This window comes from Aestuariimicrobium sp. G57, from assembly GCF_050110855.1.
Lineage (GTDB): Bacteria > Actinomycetota > Actinomycetes > Propionibacteriales > Propionibacteriaceae > Aestuariimicrobium.
Genome location: NZ_JBNINW010000009.1, coordinates 1 through 19,527 on the forward strand (window position 1 = coordinate 1; position 19,527 = coordinate 19,527).

Genomic DNA, 19,527 nt, shown 5'->3' on the forward strand with positions numbered 1-19,527 from the left:
CTAGGGTGGGGCACAAGCCAAGCACCAGGAGGACCCATGCCCACCACCGTCAAGGGCGTCGTCTCGTTCGCACGTGACGAGCCCGCTGAACTCGTTGACATCGTCATCCCTGACCCCGGCCCCCGTGACGTCGTCGTCACCGTGCAGGCCTGCGGCGTCTGCCATACCGACCTTGCCTACCTGCAGGGCGGCATCAACGACGACTACCCCTTCCTGTTGGGCCACGAGGCCGCCGGCATCGTCGAGTCCGTCGGCGACCAGGTCACCCATGTGCAGCCCGGTGACTTCGTGGTGCTGAACTGGCGCGCCGTCTGTGGCCAGTGCCGCGCCTGTCGCCGCGGCGAACCGCACTACTGCTTCTCGACCTTCAACGCCTCGAAGCCGATGACGCTGGCCGACGGCACCCCCCTGGCGCCGGCGCTGGGCATCGGTGCGTTTGCCGAGCGCACGCTCGTCCACGAACTGCAGTGCACCAAGGTCGACCCCGCCGCCGACCCGGCAGTCGCCGGGCTGCTCGGCTGCGGCGTGATGGCCGGACTGGGGGCCGCCATGAACACGGGTGCCGTCAAGCGCGGTGAGTCGGTGGCCGTCATCGGTTGTGGCGGTGTCGGGGACGCGGCGATCGCCGGGGCTCGGCTCGCCGGTGCGACGCGCATCATCGCCATCGATGTCTCGGACGAGAAGCTCGAGGTGGCCCGTGAACTCGGTGCGACGCATGTGATCAACTCGTCGAAGCTGGTCGATGACGGCCGCACGGGGGACGACCTGCCGCTGGCGGTGGCCGTCCGCGAGATCAATGGCGGCTTCGGCGTCGACGTCGCCATCGATGCGGTCGGTGTGCCGGTGACGTTCAACCAGGCGTTCTACATTCGGGACTTTGCCGGTCGCGTCGTGCTGGTGGGCGTGCCGACTCCTGAGATGCGCCTCGAGATGCCGCTGCTCGACATCTTCAGCCACGGTGGCGCGGTGAAGTCGAGCTGGTACGGCGACTGCCTGCCCGAGCGCGACTTCCCGATGCTGACCGACCTGCACCTGCAGGGACGCCTGCCGCTCGAGAAGTTCGTCTCGGAACGCATCGGCATCGAGGATGTCAATGCCGCGTTCGAGCGCATGAAGCAGGGCAGGGTGCTGCGTTCGGTGGTGGAACTGTGAGCACCGCGCAGGTCGAACGCGTCATCACCTCGGGCATCTTCGCCCTCGACGGCGGCGAGTGGCAGGTCGACAACAACGTCTGGTTGCTGGGCGATGACCGCGAGGTGATCATCGTCGATGCGGCCCACGATGCCAGGGCCATCGCCGCGGCAGTCGGCTCACGCACCGTGCTCGCCATCGTCTGCACCCACGGGCACAACGACCACATCGGGGCGGCTCTCGACCTGGCCGAGCTGGTCTCGGCGCCGGTGCTGCTGCACCCCGGCGACCGGATGCTGTGGGACCAGACCCACCCGGGGCGTGCCCCCGGCGTGCTGGTCGAGGGTGCCGGGCTGTCGGTGGCCGGGGTCGATGTCGAGGTGATCAACACCCCGGGGCATTCGCCGGGCTCATGCGTGCTGCACGTACCCGCCCTGGGCGTGCTGTTCTCGGGCGACACGCTGTTCCAGGGCGGTCCGGGTGCCACGGGGCGCTCGTACTCGGACTTCGACGCCATCATCGCCTCGATCAGCCAGAGGCTGTTGACGCTGCCGGCCGAGACGCGCGTGCTGACCGGCCACGGGGACGAGACCACCATCGGCACCGAGGCACCCCACCTGCAGGAATGGATCGACCGAGGGCACTGATGAGGGTGGGCCCCGGAGGGTGGCCACTGGGTCGCGGCTTGTGCAGCCACTAGGGTCGGGGGCATGTCGATTGCAGCCATGACCCCCGACTCACCCGTGCTCGTCGAGGTGGTGCGCGGCGACCTGGTCGAATGCATCCATCGGGCGCGGGTGGTGGTCACCGGCGCCGACGGCCAGGTGCAGTTCTCACTGGGCGATGTCGCCTCGCCGATGTATGCCCGCTCGTCGCTGAAGCCGGTGCAGGCGGTGGCGATGCTGTCGTCCGGTCTCGACGTCGAAGGACGGCTGCTGGCCCTGGCGGCGGCATCGCACTCGGGGCAGGACTACCACCTGACCGGGGTGCGCGAGCTGCTCGCGGGCGCCGGACTGGGGGCCGAGGCGCTGCAGAACACGCCCGACCTGCCGCTGGACGAGGCCGCCCGGGTGGTCTGGTTGCGCGCCGGGCGCGATGCGTCGTCCCTGACCCAGAACTGTTCGGGCAAACATGCCGCGATGCTGCGCACCTGTGTGCGCGCCGGCTGGGATGTGGGCAGTTACCTCGACCCCGCCCACCCGCTGCAGCAGGCGGTCGCCGCGACCGTGGACGAGTGGTGCGGCGGTCACTCGCCTGCCACCACCGACGGCTGTGGGGCGCCGCTGTTCGCCACGTCGATGACCGGGCTGGCAAGGGCATTCGGACGCATTGCGGGGGCGGGTGTCGGCCCGGCGAAGCTGGTGGCCGATGCCTACCGCGAGTTCCCGGAGTATGCCTCTGGTGATGGCCGCGACGACCTCGCGCTGCACCGGGCGGTGCCGGGGGTGGTGTGCAAGGGCGGCGCCGAGGGGTGCATGGCCGTGGGCCTGCCTGATGGCCGCGGTGTGGTGGTGAAGGTGGACGACGGCAACGCGCGGGCGGTGCTGCCGCTGACGGCGGCGGTGCTGGCCCGGCTCGTGGCTGAACCGGCCGCCCTGTCGCCGCTGCTGACCAGGCCAGTGCTGGGCCACGGGCGTCCGGTGGGCGAGGTCAGAGTAGCGCTGGGGGCGCTGGCTGGGCTGTGAACGGCACCCCCCTGCTGATTGCCCCTGAACGCAACAGTTGCCCTAGTGCTGGCACCAGGGCAACTGTTGCGTTCAGGGGCAAACCTCGCCGGACGAGTGCTCACCGCCCGCCCACATACATGGCGGGCCCGCTTCGCCGGGCAGCGATGGCGAACGCGCGGTCAATACGTTCACGCAGGGCTGGTGGTCGGCCCACCTCTTCCTTGCCCCATCTGGCAAAAACCCAGCCGAGTGACTCCATGCGTTCCTGACGGCGCTTCTCGCGCCGCATCACCGCCGCCGGTGTCTCACCGGGACGAGCGAGCAGGTCGTACTTGTCCTGGCCGTCGTACTCGCCGAGCACCCCGAGGTCGGGCCAGGCGAAGTCGGTGAAGCCGAGGCTGGTGCCGCCCGGATCAAGCACCTCGTACTGCTGCACTGGCTCCGGGATGCCGAGGGTCCGCATGCGCATCAGGCTGCGTGTCTCCATGGGGCTCTGTGACATTGCTGACGCACGCACCAGTGCCACCTGGGCATGACGAAGCCCCTTGCGGCCCCTCAGCGCCTCGATGACGTCGGCCGCCTCGGCGTCGAAGGCGGTCAGCGCCTCGGCGACGCGGGCCCGCCACCGGGCCGCCTCCCATGCGATCATGCCCGGCTCGAGCCCCCGCACCCGGGCGAGGTCGACGACTGTACGAGGCAGTGTCGTGAGCAGCAGCCCGTCCACCTCGGTGACGTGCTGCGCGGGCAGGGGAGCGCTCAGCACCCTCTTGATGGTGCGGGTGCGTGATCGTCCAGCACCCTGCTGGACGACCTGGACGAGTTCAGGCAGACGGGTGATGGGCAGGCCGTGCACCATCGCCGCGGTTTCGAGTGCGAGCACCTGACCGGCGCATGAGCGTGCGCGCTGCAGGTGCAGGGCCCGGGCATCGAGGGGCGTCTGCACATACTGGCCCCGCATGACCCTGGTCAGGTCACCGCTGGCGATGCGCTCGGCGATCTCGCGTGACCCCAGGCCCCGGAGTTTGAGCTGCGCTGTGGGAATCAGGTCGTCCATGGCCCCAGTCAAGCGCTTCATGGGCGCGACTGGCCGAGGCCACCAGCCGCCTGTGGATAACCCCCGTCCATCACCCCCCAAGAATTGCCCCTGAACGCAACAGTTGCCCTAGTGCCAGCACCAGGGCAACTGTTGCGTTCAGGGGCAAACCGCCACCCGGGGCGGCGAAACCTCAGGCCGTCACGATCGTCAGCGTCCCGATCGGCACCCGGTTGAACATCCAGGCGATGCCGGCGTAGTCGCGGATGTTCACACACCCGTGGCTGCCACCGCGGCTGTTGTCCCAGCCGATCTGGGCGAAGTCAGCCGAGTAGTGGAAGGCCTCGCCGCCCGAGAAGTACATCGAATAGGGCATCGGCACGTGGTACAGGTAGCTCCACTCGTCCTTGACCTTGCGGAAGATGCGCCAGGCGCCGTTGCGGGTGGGGGTGCTGGCGGCGCCGTAGCGGGCGTCGAACTCCTTGACGACCTTGCCGTTCTCGAGGTACCAGACCTTGCGGCGCGACTGGTCGGCGCAGATCACCTTGGCCTCGTCGTCACAGCGCGAATCCAGCTGGTACTTCACCACATCGGCAACTGCAGGCGGGGTCGGCTTCGGCAGGGGGGCGGCGACCTTGCGGACGACCGTCTTCTTCTGCAGGTCGGGCGTCGAGGTGGCGCGGTAGGCCGCCACCAGGTACTCGTATGTCGTCGAGTCGGTGACGCCGGTCACGGTGAACTTCTTCTGCGACTGGAAGCTCTTGACTGCGTTGGTCGTCGCCGCGTCGTAGGTGCCGGTGCGCTCGTTGAGGCGCAGCAGGCCGATGCGGAACAGCATCGCCTGCACCTCTTGCACCTTGGTGCCGGTGTCGCCGGGCTTGGCGTACACCGTCACCTCTGCAGGCGCGGTCACCTCGGCCTGGGCATCGGTGACGATGAACAGCGACCCCAGCGACATCGCCAGGGCTGCCGTCGCAGCAGTCAACACGCGGACGATTCGCTTGTTCATGTCATGATCCTTCGTCATCGAGCCCACTGGTGAGGACTACTGCCATCCTCACCCAGATACGTGTCAGTGCCCAGCCAGGTTGCGTCCGTCCCGGGAAAATTCCGACGAACTTCAAGAAAGCGCCAGGTCAGCCCTGCTTGGCCTTGTTGCGCAGCTTGGCCCGCTCATTGGCTGTGAGCGCCAGCTTGCGGATGCGCACATCGGTCGGGGTCACCTCGAGGCACTCGTCACCGGCGCAGAACTCCAGTGCCTGTTCCATGTTGAGCAGCCGCGGCGGGATGAGCCGCTCCAGCTCTTCACCCGTCGACGAGCGCACGTTGGTGAGCTTCTTCTCTTTGGTGGGGTTCACGTCCATGTCGTCGGCGCGGGCGTTCTCGCCCACGACCATGCCCTCATAGACCTCGGCGCCGGGCGAGACGAACAGCGTGCCACGCTCCTGCAGGTTGAACAGCGCATAGGCCGTCACCGCCCCCGTCCGGTCGGCGACCAGCGAACCCGTCGGACGGGTGCGGATCTCGCCCACCCACGGTTCGTAGCTGTCGAAGACGTGGTGCATCATGCCGGTGCCGCGGGTTTCGGTCAGGAACTCCGTGCGGAAGCCGATGAGGCCGCGGGCAGGCACGACATATTCGAGCCGCACCCAGCCGGTGCCGTGGTTGACCATCTGTTCCATGCGGCCGCGGCGCAGACCCATCAGCTGGGTCACCACACCCAGGTAGTCCTCGGGCACGTCGACGGTCAGCCGCTCGAACGGCTCGTGCAGCTTGCCGTCGATCATGCGGGTGACGACCTGGGGCTTGCCCACGGTCAGCTCGAACGACTCGCGGCGCATCATCTCGACGAGCACGGCCAGCTGCAGCTCGCCGCGGCCCTGCACCTCCCAGGTGTCGGGGCGCTCGGTCGGGTTGACCCGGATCGACACGTTGCCGATCAGTTCCTGGTCAAGACGGTTCTTCACCAGCCGCGCGGTCAGGTTCTTGCCCGACTTGCCGGCCAGCGGCGAGGTGTTGATGCCGATGGTCATCGACATCGAGGGCTCGTCGACGTCGATCAGCGGCAGCGGGTTGGGGTTCTCGGGGTCGCACAGCGTCTCGCCGATGGTGATGTCGGCGATGCCCGCGATCGCGACGATGTCGCCGGGCCCGGCCTTCTCGGCGGGCTTGCGTTCCAGGGCCTCGGTCATCATCAGCTCGGACAACTTGACGTTCGTCACGGTGCCGTCGGCCTTGCACCACGCCACTTGCTGGCCGCGCACCAGTTCACCCTCGATCACCCGGCACAGGGCAATGCGCCCCAGGTACGGGGACGAGTCAAGGTTGGTCACATGTGCCTGCAGCGGCGCACCCTCGGTATAGGTGGGGGCCGGGATCGCGGACATGATCGTCTCGAACAGCGGCTCGAGGTTGGGCGAGTCGGGCATGGCGCCGTTCTCGGGCTGGTTCAGCGAGGCCCGCCCGGCCTTCGCCGAGGCGAACACGACCGGGAAGTCGAGCGCCTGGGCGTTGTCGTCATCGACAAGGTCCATGAACAGCTCGTAGGTCTCGTTGATGACCTCGGTGATGCGGGCATCGGGACGGTCGACCTTGTTGACCACCACGATGATCGGCATCTGCTTGGCCAGCGCCTTGCGCAGCACGAAGCGGGTCTGGGGCAGCGGGCCCTCAGAGGCGTCCACCAGCAGCACGACGCCGTCGACCATTTCGAGGCCGCGCTCGACCTCGCCGCCGAAGTCGGCGTGGCCGGGGGTGTCGATGATGTTGATGGTGACGTCCTGGCCGTTGATCACGTGCCTGACGGCCGTGTTCTTGGCCAGGATGGTGATGCCCTTCTCGCGCTCCAGGTCCATCGAGTCCATCACCCGGTTGTTGACATCGGAGCCTTCACGGAAGGCTCCCGACTGCCACAGCATGGCATCGACCATGGTGGTCTTTCCGTGGTCGACGTGGGCGACGATGGCGACGTTGCGCAGATCTTGGCGTGAGGGCATCAGCTCGGCTTTCGCAGGAGGGCTGGCCTAGCACGAGCCCGGGTTCAGTCAAAGGACGGCGTGAGTCTACGCTGTGTGCACCTGTGCTCCCAACCACGGTTCTCGCGCCTGCCCGGTCTTGTTAGACTCCAGTGCAGCCTTGCTGAACTTCTGCTGAATACCTCCTGACATCGCTGAAAGGGTGCCGAGATCCATGTCGCCGACCCCACCTCGCCATGGGTGGTTCGACGACACCTCGGACGAGGACTCGGCAGCACAGCAGACCGAGCGGTTGGCCAGGCGCGGCACCTTGTCACGGGCCGATTTGTCGGCCGACCAGGTCGCCGCACGCCCTGCCGGCCCCCGTCGCGGAATGGGGGCCATGCGCGCCCTGCTCACGAGTGTCGTGGCATCGACCGAGGCCGCGTCCGAGGGGCACGCGGCACCGGACGACGAGGTCGCTGACGACGACGTACCCCGACGCGGTCTGGCCAGGTTTGCTGCCGGGCCCATCGAGGACGCCGCTGACGCGCCCGCGGCTGGTGACAGCCCTCGGCGGGGGTGGTGGGCGGCGGCCACGAGGTTCATGGCCGAGGACGACGAACCCGAGGACGACGAACCGGAGGACGACGAACCGGAGGACGACGAACCGGAGGACGACGAGCCCGAGGACGACGAGCCCGAGGATGCTGCGCCCGAGGACAGCGCAGCCGACCTCGTGGCCGGCGACGTGCCACGGCGTTCGCGGCGGGGCATCGTGCTCGAGGATGACGAGCCGACCGAGGTGCGCCGGGCCCTGGTGTTCCCGGAGGTCATTGATCCCGAACCTGAACCTGAACCCGAAGCCGAGCCGGTGTGGGCATGGGCCCTGAAGCCGCGGGTGCCGGTCGCGGTTGACCCGGGGCCTGACCCGGAGCCCGAACCGGAGCCCGAACCGGTTCCTGCCCCAGAACCGGAACCTGCCCCAGAACCGGAACCTGCCCCAGAACCAGAACCAGAACCAGAACCAGAACCAGAACCAGAACCAGAACCCGATCCGGAGCCCGAACCCGCATCACCCGAAACGCCCGTGCGGGTGTGGGTGCCGGTCACCGAGTCGCCGGTACCCCCGCCGCCACCCGCGCAGCTCGCGCGCCATCGTGCTGCCATGCGCACCACCGCGCCCGGGCCCAGCCCGGCGAGCCTCGAATCGGCGAGCCACCGCCGCGGCATCGAGGCAGCCGACCCCTGGTTCACCCGGCTCAAGCGGGCGCTGGGTCCGGCCCCCAAGTACTCCCGGCTGCGCGGCGACATCGAGGGCCTGCGCGCCATCGCTGTGATCTGGGTGCTGCTCTACCACCTGGGCGTGCCCGGGGTGCGGGGCGGCTTCAGCGGCGTCGACGTGTTCTTCGTGATCTCCGGGTTCCTCATCACCCAGCAGCTGGTCGGTGAGGTGCGCAGGACCGGTCGCCTGAACCTGCTCGGCTTCTATGCCAACCGCATCAGACGGCTGGTGCCGGCCGCCACCCTGGTGTTGCTGTTCACCGCCATCGCGGGCTGGGCGATCATGCCTTCGTCCCAGTGGCGCAACCTGGGCACAGACCTGCTCGCCTCGGCGTTCTATGTCATCAACTGGGCGCTGGCGCTGCGGTCAGTCGACTACCTGGCCGAGGACGCGCTGCCCAGCCCGGTGCAGCACTACTGGTCGCTCGCCGTCGAAGAACAGTTCTACCTGGTCTGGCCGCTCCTGGTGATCGCCTGCCTGGGCCTCGCCAGGCTGTTCCGCACGAAGGTGGTGCCGTTGCTGGCGGCGGCCCTGGTCACCGTGGTGGCCGGGTCGTTCTACTGGTCCCTCACCTACACCACCACCCACCCGGCCGAGGCGTACTTCGTCTCGACCACACGGTTCTGGCAGATCGGCGTCGGTGGTCTGCTCGCGCTCGCGGTGCCGTGGCTGCGCACCCGTGCCCAGACCCCCCGGGGCAAGAAGATCAACCTGCGCCTCGCCACGGCGGGCGTGCTGATGGTGCTCTCGGCCGCGTTCCTCGTTGACCCCGCGATGGGCTGGCCCGGGTGGGCCGCGCTGCTGCCGGTGGCCGGCACCGGCCTGGTGATCGCCTCGGGTGTTGCTGACGGCGACCACCAGCTCGCCCGGCTGCTCGGCACCGCACCGATGCGGTTGGTCGGCCGGTTGTCGTATGCCATCTATCTGTGGCACTGGCCGCTGCTGGTGTTCGCCCGCCAGTTGTGGGTCGGGCCGGACATGGTTGACCTGACCTGGGAACACAAGCTGGGTGTGGCGCTCGCCTCGGTGGCGCTCGCGTGGCTGTCGGGGCAGGTGCTCGAGGCGCCGATCCGCTTCGGCGAGCTGAAGTGGTGGCGGGGCCGCCTCGCATTCCGCAATGCCGCGATCGCCATGCTCGTGCCCGGCCTGATCGGTGCGGCGATGTGGGGCCGCGCGCCGCAGTTCCAGGGGACGGCCGTGGTGGTGCCCACGGCGTCCATATCGCCACAGACCACCCCGTCGGGGACGGCGTCGACCGCCCCGCCACGTCCCACCGTCGGCCCGGTGAAGGGTGACTACCTCGGCGCGCTGAGCCTGGTGGCCGAGGCCTCGGACCTGGGCATGCCGAAACTGCGCCCCGACATCGCCACCGCGCTCACGCCCACCAAGCCCATCACCCCCTCGCCAGCGGTCGCCGACCAGGACCTGCCCCCCGGCTACGCGAACGGCTGCCAGCGCGCCCGGGCCCAGGAAGAAGTCGTGGGACCCGACGAGTGCATCTCTGGCAACCCGGCCGGGCCGGTGCGGGTGGCGCTGGTCGGCGACTCCAAGATCGACCAGTGGCAGCCCGCCTTCGATGTCATCGGCAAGCGGCAGGGCTGGCGGGTGCAGAACCTGTCCAAGTCGGGCTGCGCGTTCACCTCACGCGACCAGTACCACCAGTGCAACCGCTACAACGCCTCGCTGATCGACACGCTGCTGGCGGTGCCGCCAGACCTGGTGATCACCAGTTCACTGATGTTCGAGCCGAACTCGGCTTCGGGCATGGCCGACTACCTCGCCCAGCTGCAGTCGCGCGGGTCGAAGGTCGTCATCATCGCCGACACGCCCGCGCCGCCCAACGAATCCTCGGTCTACCTGTGCGCAGAGAAGGCCGCCCAGGTCACCGACTGCAACTTCGAGCGCAACAACGGGTCGGGCACACCCCAGCTGGCCGAGGTGCATGACCGGCTCACCAACGCCGCCTGGCTCAACCTGAACGACTGGATCTGCCCGCCCATGGGCGCGAACTGCTCCGTCGTGGTCGGCAACGTCTTCGTCTACCGACAGACCAGCCACCTGTCGAACACCTACGTGCAGTCGCTGACACCGATCCTTGAACGGTCGCTGGTGAGCGCCGGGATCCTCAAGACCTCGACCCTCGCGCTGCAACCCTGAGCGCTGCGCCCCGGGCGCCACCCGAAGGCGGAATGCATTGTCAGCTGCGGTTGTCGCTAGTGTGTGACCATGGCCGGTCCTGAAACCCACCCGAACCTGATGGCGTCAGCAGGCATCCCCACCCGCCTGCCCGACGACCCTGCGGTCGACGCGCTCATCGAGCGCGGTCGCGCCGACTTCTATGCCGTCGTGCGCGAGTACCCCGCGTCGTCGCTGTGCTGGGCCATCCTGGCCGAGGGGTCGCTGATGACGGGCACCGAGGCCGCCGACATCGCCGCCTATGCCTATGCCCGCACCGGCTACCACCGTGGTCTGGACGCCCTGCGGCGCGCCGGCTGGAAGGGTTCCGGGCCGATCCCGTGGGACCACGAGCCGAACCAGGGCTTCCTGCGCTGCCTGTGGGCGCTGACCCTCGCCTCTGAACGCATCGGCGACGTGGACGAGGCAGACCGCTGTGCCCAGTTCCTGCGTGACTCCTCTGAAGAGGCCTACCAGGAGCTCAGCCAGGACGACCTGCGCCGCGAGCACGCCGACGGCGAGTGACGGGCTCGTCGGGTGACGGCGTTTGTCGGGTGACGGCGCTTGTCGGGTGACGGCGCTTGTCGGGTGACGGCGCGATAACGATCCGCGCCCAGCCCTCGACCGCTGCAGGCGCAGTGCGTCGTCCGCAACTAGAGTGAAGCGGCACTTCACCAAGCGGAAGGACGGGCTCATGCCAGGAATCGTCGTTGTCGGCGCCCAGTGGGGCGACGAGGGCAAGGGCAAGGCGACTGACAACCTGGGCGACCGGGTTGACTACTGCGTGCGCTATTCGGGCGGCAACAACGCCGGGCACACGATCAAGGTGGGCGGTGACACGTTCATCCTGCACCTGCTGCCCTCGGGCATCCTGAACCCCGGCACCACCACGGTGCTCGGCAACGGTGTGGTCATCGACCTCGACGTCTTCCGGCAGGAGCTCAACGCGCTCGCTGAACGCGGCGTCACGGTGCCGCACCCCCTGGTCTCGGCCAACGCGCACATCATCACGCCCTTCCACACGACCCTCGACAAGGTCACCGAACGCTTCCTGGGCAAGCGCAAGATCGGCACGACCGGTCGCGGTGTCGGCCCGGCCTATGCCGACAAGGTCAACCGTGTCGGCATCCGCGTGCAGGACCTGTTCGACGAGTCGATCCTGCGCCAGAAGGTCGAGGCCAACCTCGACTTCAAGAACCAGGTGCTGGTCAAGCTGTACAACCGCCGCGAGATCGACCCGATCCAGATCACCGAGCTGCTGCTGAGCCATGCCGAGTCGTTGCGCCCGCATGTCGTCGACTCGGCACGCCTGCTCAATGCCGCGCTCGACGAGGGCAAGGTCGTCCTGTTCGAAGGTGCGCAGGCCAGTCACCTCGACGTCGACCACGGCACCTACCCCTATGTCACCTCGTCGAACCCCGGCGCGGCGGGCGCCTGCACCGGCACCGGTGTGGGCCCGACCCGCATCGACCGCGTCGTCGGCATCGCGAAGGCCTACACGACTCGTGTGGGTGAGGGCCCGTTCCCGACCGAGTTGTTCGACGAGGACGGCGAGGCGCTGCGCGAAAAGGGTCACGAGTACGGCGCCACCACCGGTCGCAAGCGCCGGTGCGGCTGGTTCGACGCGGTGGTCGTCGAGCACGCGGTGATGGTCAACGCATTCACCGATGTGTTCCTCACCAAGCTCGACATCCTGTCGGGATGGAAGAAGATCCCGGTCTGCGTGGCCTACGACGTCAACGGCGTGCGGCACGACACGATGCCGATGACGCAGTCGGAACTGCACCATGCCAAGCCGATCTATGAGTACGTCGACGGCTGGGACGAGGACATTTCGGCAGCCCGCACGTTCGATGAACTGCCCGAGAACTGCAAGAAGTACGTCGCGTTCCTGGAGCAGCGCGTGGGTTGCCGCATCTCGGGCATCGGCGTCGGGCCGGGCCGCGACCAGACGATTGTGATCAACGACCTGCTCAGCTGATGCTGCTGACGCTCGGCAGGTACCTGGGCCTGCAGGCGCTGGCCCGGATCGCCGGGCGGCTGCCGCTGGGTCTCGGCTGGACGCTCAGCCTGCTGGTGATGGTGGTGGTCAACGCCGGGCCGGTGCTGACGCTGCTGTACGGCTCATGGGGCGTGAGCGACCTGGTGTTGTTCTATGCCCTCGAGAACGTGCTGATCATCGTGGTGGCCGTGGTCAGGCTGCTGACCTATCACGGGCGCGAGCCGATGGCATTGTTCAGCGAACACCCCGCAGCGTGGGTGACCGGCTCGGAGCTGTACGCGTTCGTGTTCGGCATGATCGCGGGCATCTTCACCCTGGTCGGCACGATCCTGGCGATCGTGTTCGCGGCCATCGTGGGGGTGGACGGCTCACCCGCGAGCTGGGCCCTCAACCTGGTGCTGCTGGTCGCCGGGTACGTGGTGGCGCTGGTGGTGTTCTGGTTCGCCCAGGGCGGGCGGCGTGCCGTGACGAACGCGCTCTACCTGGCCGCGCCGCCGATACCGCGGGTGCTGGGGTTGCACCTGCTGGTGATCCTGACGTTCCTGCGGCAGTTCGAGGCTGGGCAGGTGCCCGGCATCGTGTGGGGCATCGTGATCGGCAAGACGGTCTGGGACCTCGGTTTCATGGTGGCCGACCTGCTGATCAGGCTGCGAGGCAGCCGGCGTACGCTGGAGGCATGACAACGAAGTCAACCTCGAAGAAGCAGCTCAGCCCCACCAGCAAGAAGCTGTTGGGCGTCGCCGCGGCGGTGGAGTTCGCCGCCAAGGTGTGCATGTGGGTCGACCTGGCCAAGCGCCCGGCGGACCAGGTCAAAGGCCCGAAGTGGGCATGGGTGCTCGGGTCGTTCGTGAACACGATCGGGCCGGTGGCGTACTTCACGGTGGGACGTAGGAAGCCGACGGACGACTGAGGGGAGTCGCTCAGGGGGCCGCCCCTGAGCACCCTGACGCACAGTCGGCGCCCGGCGACTAGAGTTCTGCCCGTGACCGACCCCCAGCCCCAGGCCCTGCGCGTCCTCGTCATCGGCAATGGCGGACGCGAGCATGCCCTCGCCCGTGCCATCGCCGCCGATTCCGCCGTTGAAGCGGTGCATGTCGCTCCCGGCAACCCCGGCACTGCGAAGGTCGCCACCAACCACGCCGTCACGGCGACCGACCCGGCTGATGTCACCCGGCTCGCCACCGAACTGGGCGTGAACCTGGTCGTCATCGGCCCCGAGGCGCCGTTGGTCGCGGGCGTTGCCGATGCCGTGCGTGCGGCCGGCATCGCCTGTTTCGGGCCGGGCGCCGAGGCTGCACAGCTCGAGGGGTCGAAGCACTTCGCCAAGCAGGTGATGGCCGCCGCCAACGTGCCCACCGCGCGCAGCCGCTACTGCACCACCCCGGACGAGGCTGCCGCAGCCCTGGCAGAGTTCGGCCCGCCGCACGTCGTCAAGGATGACGGGCTGGCGGCCGGCAAGGGTGTCGTCGTCACCGATGACATCGAAGAGGCCCAGGCCCACGCCGACGCGTGCGGCACGGTGGTCATCGAGGAATTCCTGGACGGGCCCGAGGTCAGCCTGTTCGTCATCACCGACGGCACGACCGCCCTGGCCATGCAGCCGGCCCAGGACTTCAAGCGCGTCGGCGACGACGACGAGGGCCCGAACACCGGCGGCATGGGTGCCTATTCACCGCTGCCCTGGGCGCCCGCTGACCTTGGCCAGCAGGTGCTCGACCAGGTGGCGCTGCCCACGCTCGCCGAGATGAACCGCCGCGGCACCCCCTTCGGTGCCGGTCTGCTCTATTGCGGCCTGGCCCTCACCAGCAAGGGCGTCCGGGTCATCGAGTTCAACACCCGCTTCGGCGACCCCGAGACCCAGGCGCTGATGGGCCTGGTCGCCTCACCGATGGGCCAGCTGCTGTACGCCGCAGCCACCGGTACGCTCGCCGACTTCGGCCCCATCGAGTGGCACGACGGCTGCGCGGTCACCGTGGTCTATGCCGCCGACGGCTACCCCGGCGAACCCGAGAAGGGCGGAGCCATCACGCTGCCCGCCGATGCCGAGGACGCCTGGACCATCCAGGCCGGCACCGCACTGCAGGGTGACCAGCTCGTCGCCAACGGAGGCCGCGTGCTCGCGGTCGTGGGCCGCGGTGCCGACTTGCGCAGCGCCCGGGGTGCGGCCTATGAGCACCTCGTCAAGATCGACTTCCCGAGCGGATTCCACCGCTACGACATTGCCGAACAGGCCGCGATCGCCCAGATCGAGTCGGCCGACAGCCAGGAGGCCAGCCGATGAGCGTGCCCAACGTCCTTGCCAACCGCTATGCCTCGCCCGCGATGCGCGAGGTCTGGAGCCCCGAGAACAAGATCATCGCCGAGCGGCGGCTGTGGTTGGCGGTCATCGAGGCCCAGCGCGACCTGGGCGTCGACTTCGGCGGCGACGACCCCGATGCGGTGCTGGCCGACTACCGCGCCGTGATCGACAGGGTCGACCTGGACTCGATCAACGCCCGCGAGCGCGTCACCCGACACGACGTCAAGGCCCGCATTGAGGAGTTCAATGCCCTGGCCGGCCACGAGCACGTGCACAAGGGCATGACCAGTCGCGACCTGACCGAGAACGTCGAACAGCTGCAGGTGCTCAACTCGCTGAAGCTGGTGCGCGACCGCATCGTCGCCGCGCTGTCGATGCTGGCAGACCTGGCCGTGCGGTACGCAGACCAGCCCATTGCCGGACGATCGCACAACGTCGCCGCGCAGATCACCACGCTCGGCAAGCGTTTCGCCACTGCGACCGATGAACTACTGATCGCCCACCAGCGCGTGGACGAGCTGATCAACCGCTACCCGGCACGTGGCATCAAGGGCCCGGTCGGCACCAGCCAGGACATGCTCGACCTGCTCGGCGGTGACGAGCAGAAGCTCGCCGTGCTCGAGCAGCGCATCGCCACCCATCTGGGTTTCAACCATGTGTTCACCTCGACAGGCCAGGTCTACCCGCGCTCACTCGATTACGACGTGGTCACAGCGCTCGCCCAGGTGGCAGCGGCCCCGTCGAACGTCGCGACCTCGATCCGGCTGATGGCCGGCCATGAGTTGGTCACTGAGGGCTTCAAGCCCGGCCAGGTGGGCTCGTCGGCGATGCCGCACAAGATGAACACCCGCTCGTGTGAGCGCGTCAACGGACTGTCGGTGATCGTGCGCGGCTACGTGTCGATGGTGGGTGAATTGGCCGGTGACCAGTGGAACGAGGGCGACGTGTCGTGCTCGGTCGTCCGCCGGGTGGCACTGCCCGATGCGTTCTTCGCCCTGGACGGACTGTTCGAGACCTTCCTCACGGTGCTCACCGATTTCGGCGCGTTCCCGGCCGTCATCGAGGCCGAACTGGCCCGCTACCTGCCGTTCCTGACCACCACGAAGGTGCTCATGGCAGCCGTGCGCAAGGGTGTGGGACGCGAGGTCGCCCACGAGGTGATCAAGGAACACGCCGTCGCCGTCGCGCTGGACATGCGCGAGACCGGTGCCCGCACCAACGACCTGTTCGACCGGCTGGCTGCCGACTCACGGCTGGGGCTGTCCCGCGACGAACTGGACGCGCTGGTCAGCGAGCCGCTGGAACTGTCCGGTGCCGCGGCCAGCCAGGTCGCCAACCTTGCCGGACGCATCCGGGGGCTGGTCGAGGTGCACCCGGATGCTGCGGCCTATCGTCCGGGGGCCGTGCTCTGAGCCGCTGACCCCGGCGTGGGCGGCAGATCGTGGTGGGGGCTTGGGTGCAGCACATAGGTTGGTGACACCGAGAGGAGCTCGTGATGACTACTCGTCGAAACGTTCTGATCAGCCTGTCAGCGCTGCCGGCTGTGGTGGGACTCGCCGCCTGTACCTCTGACGGGGGCAGCGTCGGCGCCAGCACCGTGACCACCTTGCCGGAACCACCTGCTTCGTCAGCCCCGTCCCCAGCCTCGTCAGCTGCCCCGTCGTCAGTCCCGACCTCAGCCCCGACCAGTTCGAGCGCGGCGCCGTCCACGGGGCCACTGAAGATCGGCAGCCCCAGCGCATTGGTCACGGGGCTGACGACGCCCTGGGGGCTGCGTGCGCTGGACGACGACCGCCTGCTCGTCAGCGAACGCGACACCGGCGCCATCAAGCTCGTGCAGGGTGGACGCGCCACGCAGGTGGGTGATGTCGCCGATGCGAGGCCCCGCGGTGAGGGCGGGTTGCTCGGCATTGAGGTGAGCGCTGACCAGAAGGCGCTGTTCGTCTACCTGACCGGTGCCAGCGACAACCGGGTGGTGCGCTATGACCTGGCTGCGACGACGGGTGCGATCAGCAACCCGCGGGTGCTGCTCGACGGCATTCCCGCGGCGGGCAACCACAACGGCGGCCAGCTGGCGCTGGGACCTGACGGGCACCTGTACATCGCGACGGGCGATGCGGCCGACCGGCAGCGCGCCCAGGACCGCAATTCGCTGGCTGGCAAGGTGCTCCGCATTGCGGTCGACGGCTCCGTGCCGTCCGACAACCCGTTCGGCAACCCGGTGTGGAGCCTCGGCCACCGCAACGTGCAGGGCCTCACGTTTGCGCCCGACGGCCGGCTGTGGTCGTGCGAGTTCGGCGACAAGTCGGCCGACGAGGTGAACCTGATCGTGCGCGGCGGCAACTACGGCTGGCCCGAGGTCGAGGGCAATGACGGCCAGCGTGCGCCCTACCTGGCGCCGAAGACCACCTGGGAGCCGACGGCCTCGAGTTCGCCCTCGGCGCTGGCCTGGGCCCATGGGCAGCTGTGGGTGGGGGCGCTGCAGGGCAGGTGCGTGTTCCAGGTGCCGGTGCAGGCCGGGGGAGAGTCGGTCACGGCGCCGCAGGCGCACTGGGCCGATGAGTTCGGTCGGATCCGGGCGGTGATCGCGCACCGCGAAGGCATCGTGTTCGGCACCAGCAACACCGACGGCCGGGCCAACCCGCGTGACGGGGACGACCGGCTGATGTACGTGCCGCTGCAGTGACGGTGGGGGTGGGGCGGGCATCGTCCGAACCTGCACAAGTGGCACGGGCGTCGCCAATGAATCCGATTCGGCTGGCTCGGGGTGCGGACGGGGCGGTGGTGTCACTTCCGCAGGTTCGTGGACGAGCGTGGGGTTGGTGAAGGGGCTCGGCGCATGCTTCGTCCGGGGCCCCAACCAGAGAAACTCGCGCCACAACAAGTTCTTCGCCCGGATCGGGCCCCGCGGCCCGAAAAACTTGCTCGAGCGCGAGTTTCTCTGGTTCTGCGGGCCTGGCGCATGCTTCGTCCAGCGGTTGGCCCGTGCCGAACCTGCACTAGTGGCACTGGTGGCGCTGGTGCATGCGGTTCGGCCGAACCGGGCTGCGGACGGGGCTGTGGTGTCACTTCCGCAGGTTCGTGGACGAGCGCGGGCTGGTCAACTGGCCCAGCCCATGCCTCGTCCTCGCCGCCACCAGAGAAACTCGCGCCACAACAAGTTCTTCGCCCGGATCGGGCCCCTCGGCCCGAAAAATTTGCTCGAGCGCGAGTTTCTCTGGTTCTGGTGGGCATGGCTCATGCCTGGTCCGTCGGTTGGGCCGTGTCGAACCTGCACTAGTGGCACTGGTGGCGCTGGTGCATGCGGTTCGGCTGGTTCGGGGTGCAGACGGGGCATGGGTGTCAGTTCCGCAGGTTCGTGGACGAGCGTGGGGTTGGTGAAGGGGCTCGGCGCATGCTTCGTCCGGGGCCCCAACCAGAGAAACTCGCGCCACAACAAGTTCTTCGCCCGGATCGGGCCCCGCGGCCCGAAAAACTTGCTCGAGCGCGAGTTTCTCTGGTTCTGCTGGCCTGGCGCATGCCTGGTCCGTCGGTTGTCCGCACCCCCTCAGCCCACCGCGCTCGCCGCCACCAACGCCAGGCACACCACCACGATCAGCACCCCCAGGCCCCACATCAACACCGCGAACCACCGGCTGATCACCCACCGACCCATGACCTGTCGCCGCGACCCGAACCACACCAGCGGCAACAACGCGAATGGGATGCCGAACGACAACACCGCTTGTGAGAGCACCAGCAGGCCGGTCACGTCCGGCACCAGCGCCAGCAGCACCACCGCCGGCACAATGACGATCAGCCGCCGCCACGCCACCGAGAGGTCGCGGCTCACCAGCCCGTCCATCACCGACGAGCCCGCCTGCCCGCCGACCGCCGTCGACGCCAGCCCCGAGATCAGCAACCCCGCCGCGAACAACGTGGCCACCCAGCCGCCGATCGAGGCCGCCAGCCCGTCGTGGATGCCGACGAAGTCCCCCGCCCGGGGGTGGTGGCGCATGGCTGTGGCCGAGAGCACCAGCATCGAGATGTTGATCGAGCCCGCCAGCGCCATGGCCAGCCCCACATCGACCCTGGTCGCCCTCACCAGCCGCGGCACGTCGACGTCCAGCGCTCGTCCATGCCGGTCGCGCGACAGCGTCGTGTGCAGGTAGATGACGTGCGGCATCACGGTCGCACCCATCATCGCGACCGCCAGGTACAACTGCTCGGACGACGTGAGCCGCGGCACCAGCCCGGCCACCACCTCGCCACCTGCTGGTGGACGCGCCACCAGCCCCGCGAAGAACCCCATCGGGATCAGCAGCAACAATCCCAGGATCACCCGTTCGAAGCTCTTCTGCCCCCACCGCGAATGCACCGCCAACAACGCCAGCGAGCCCAGTCCCGTGATCACCCCGCCCGCCACCAGCGGCACCCCGAACAGCAGGTACAACCCCACCGCGCCGCCGATCACCTCGGCGATGTCGGTGGCGATGACCACCCCGGTGGCCTGCGCCCAATAGGCCAGTCGCAGGCCACGCAGGCGGCGTCCGGGCAGGTGGTCGGCGACGAGCTCTGACAGCGAGCGGCCCGTGACGAAACCCACCTTGGCAGCGAGGTACTGCACGCAGCATGCCATCAGGTTGACCAGCACCAGCACCCACAACAGGGCATAGCCGTGGTCGGCGCCCGCCGAGAAGTTCGCGGCGAAGTTACCGGGGTCGACATAGGCCACCGCGGCCACGAACGCAGGCCCCAGCAGGCCCGCGAACCCGAGGCGCGGCGGCCGCGTGGTCGAAACCGGCTGGAACACTGTGCATCCCTTCGTCAACGATGCTGCCGCCAAGCTGGAAGCCGCACGATGCATCACGAGCTGAATCGCGAGCCGACAAGGCCAACGGCGTCCACCCCGGCCAACCCGACGCGGAATGTCGGCACCGTCCGATAAGGTGGCAATCACCGCCCCACCGATGCCTTCACCGGCCGATAGGACGACACGCCC

The 19,527-nt window shown here is 68.5% G+C and carries 15 protein-coding genes; 11 read left to right on the forward strand and 4 right to left on the reverse strand.

Features of this window, described 5'->3' with window-relative positions:
* The first annotated feature begins 36 nt into the window (after positions 1-36).
* From ACQCX5_RS14475 to ACQCX5_RS14485, 3 genes are all read left to right on the forward strand, one after another.
* Positions 37-1,152, forward strand: coding sequence for an S-(hydroxymethyl)mycothiol dehydrogenase (locus ACQCX5_RS14475; protein WP_434542635.1), 1,116 nt, complete (start codon positions 37-39; stop codon positions 1,150-1,152).
* Complete coding sequence (locus tag ACQCX5_RS14480; protein WP_434542636.1) at positions 1,149-1,778, forward strand: MBL fold metallo-hydrolase; 630 nt, start codon at positions 1,149-1,151, stop codon at positions 1,776-1,778. Before ACQCX5_RS14475 ends, ACQCX5_RS14480 begins: the two co-directional genes overlap by 4 nt.
* Positions 1,779-1,841: 63 nt before the next feature.
* Complete coding sequence (locus ACQCX5_RS14485; RefSeq protein WP_434542637.1) at positions 1,842-2,816, forward strand: asparaginase; 975 nt, start codon at positions 1,842-1,844, stop codon at positions 2,814-2,816.
* Between the two features lie 100 nt (positions 2,817-2,916).
* Here the strand turns inward: ACQCX5_RS14485 and ACQCX5_RS14490 are convergent, their stop codons facing one another.
* From ACQCX5_RS14490 to typA, 3 genes are all read right to left on the reverse strand, one after another.
* On the reverse strand, positions 2,917-3,852 hold the full coding sequence (locus ACQCX5_RS14490; RefSeq protein ID WP_434542638.1) for a hypothetical protein: 936 nt from the start codon (positions 3,850-3,852) through the stop codon (positions 2,917-2,919).
* Between the two features lie 172 nt (positions 3,853-4,024).
* Positions 4,025-4,840, reverse strand: coding sequence for a L,D-transpeptidase family protein (locus tag ACQCX5_RS14495; RefSeq protein WP_434542639.1), 816 nt, complete (start codon positions 4,838-4,840; stop codon positions 4,025-4,027).
* 127 nt (positions 4,841-4,967) lie between these two features.
* Entirely contained in the window at positions 4,968-6,827 is a 1,860-nt protein-coding gene (gene typA / locus ACQCX5_RS14500) for a translational GTPase TypA (protein ID WP_434542640.1), read from the reverse strand.
* A gap of 193 nt (positions 6,828-7,020) precedes the next feature.
* Here typA and ACQCX5_RS14505 point away from each other — a divergent pair, with 193 nt between their 5' ends.
* The 8 genes from ACQCX5_RS14505 to ACQCX5_RS14540 all read left to right on the forward strand — a co-directional run bounded on the left by ACQCX5_RS14505 (position 7,021) and on the right by ACQCX5_RS14540 (position 17,232).
* Positions 7,021-10,227 (forward strand): acyltransferase family protein, encoded by a 3,207-nt coding sequence (locus ACQCX5_RS14505; RefSeq protein WP_434542641.1) that lies wholly within the window; start codon positions 7,021-7,023, stop codon positions 10,225-10,227.
* A 69-nt stretch (positions 10,228-10,296) separates the two neighbouring features.
* On the forward strand, positions 10,297-10,770 hold the full coding sequence (locus ACQCX5_RS14510) for a DUF3151 domain-containing protein (protein ID WP_434542642.1): 474 nt from the start codon (positions 10,297-10,299) through the stop codon (positions 10,768-10,770).
* Positions 10,771-10,939: 169 nt separating this feature from the next.
* Entirely contained in the window at positions 10,940-12,226 is a 1,287-nt protein-coding gene (locus tag ACQCX5_RS14515) for an adenylosuccinate synthase (protein ID WP_434542643.1), read from the forward strand.
* Complete coding sequence (locus ACQCX5_RS14520) at positions 12,226-12,927, forward strand: DUF6498-containing protein (protein WP_434542644.1); 702 nt, start codon at positions 12,226-12,228, stop codon at positions 12,925-12,927. The genes ACQCX5_RS14515 and ACQCX5_RS14520 overlap by 1 nt, the downstream gene beginning before the upstream one ends.
* On the forward strand, positions 12,924-13,157 hold the full coding sequence (locus ACQCX5_RS14525) for a PLD nuclease N-terminal domain-containing protein (protein WP_434542645.1): 234 nt from the start codon (positions 12,924-12,926) through the stop codon (positions 13,155-13,157). Before ACQCX5_RS14520 ends, ACQCX5_RS14525 begins: the two co-directional genes overlap by 4 nt.
* Before the next feature lie 72 nt (positions 13,158-13,229).
* Positions 13,230-14,528 (forward strand): phosphoribosylamine--glycine ligase, encoded by a 1,299-nt coding sequence (gene purD / locus ACQCX5_RS14530; protein ID WP_434542646.1) that lies wholly within the window; start codon positions 13,230-13,232, stop codon positions 14,526-14,528.
* A complete protein-coding gene (purB, locus tag ACQCX5_RS14535; protein ID WP_434542647.1) occupies positions 14,525-15,958 on the forward strand; it encodes an adenylosuccinate lyase in 1,434 nt (477 codons plus the stop codon). Before purD ends, purB begins: the two co-directional genes overlap by 4 nt.
* A gap of 83 nt (positions 15,959-16,041) precedes the next feature.
* Positions 16,042-17,232, forward strand: coding sequence for a PQQ-dependent sugar dehydrogenase (locus ACQCX5_RS14540; RefSeq protein ID WP_434542648.1), 1,191 nt, complete (start codon positions 16,042-16,044; stop codon positions 17,230-17,232).
* An 861-nt stretch (positions 17,233-18,093) separates the two neighbouring features.
* On the opposite strand, the gene ACQCX5_RS14545 is transcribed toward ACQCX5_RS14540, so the two are convergent.
* Positions 18,094-19,284 (reverse strand): Nramp family divalent metal transporter, encoded by a 1,191-nt coding sequence (locus ACQCX5_RS14545; RefSeq protein ID WP_434542200.1) that lies wholly within the window; start codon positions 19,282-19,284, stop codon positions 18,094-18,096.
* Between the last annotated feature and the right edge of the window lie 243 nt (positions 19,285-19,527).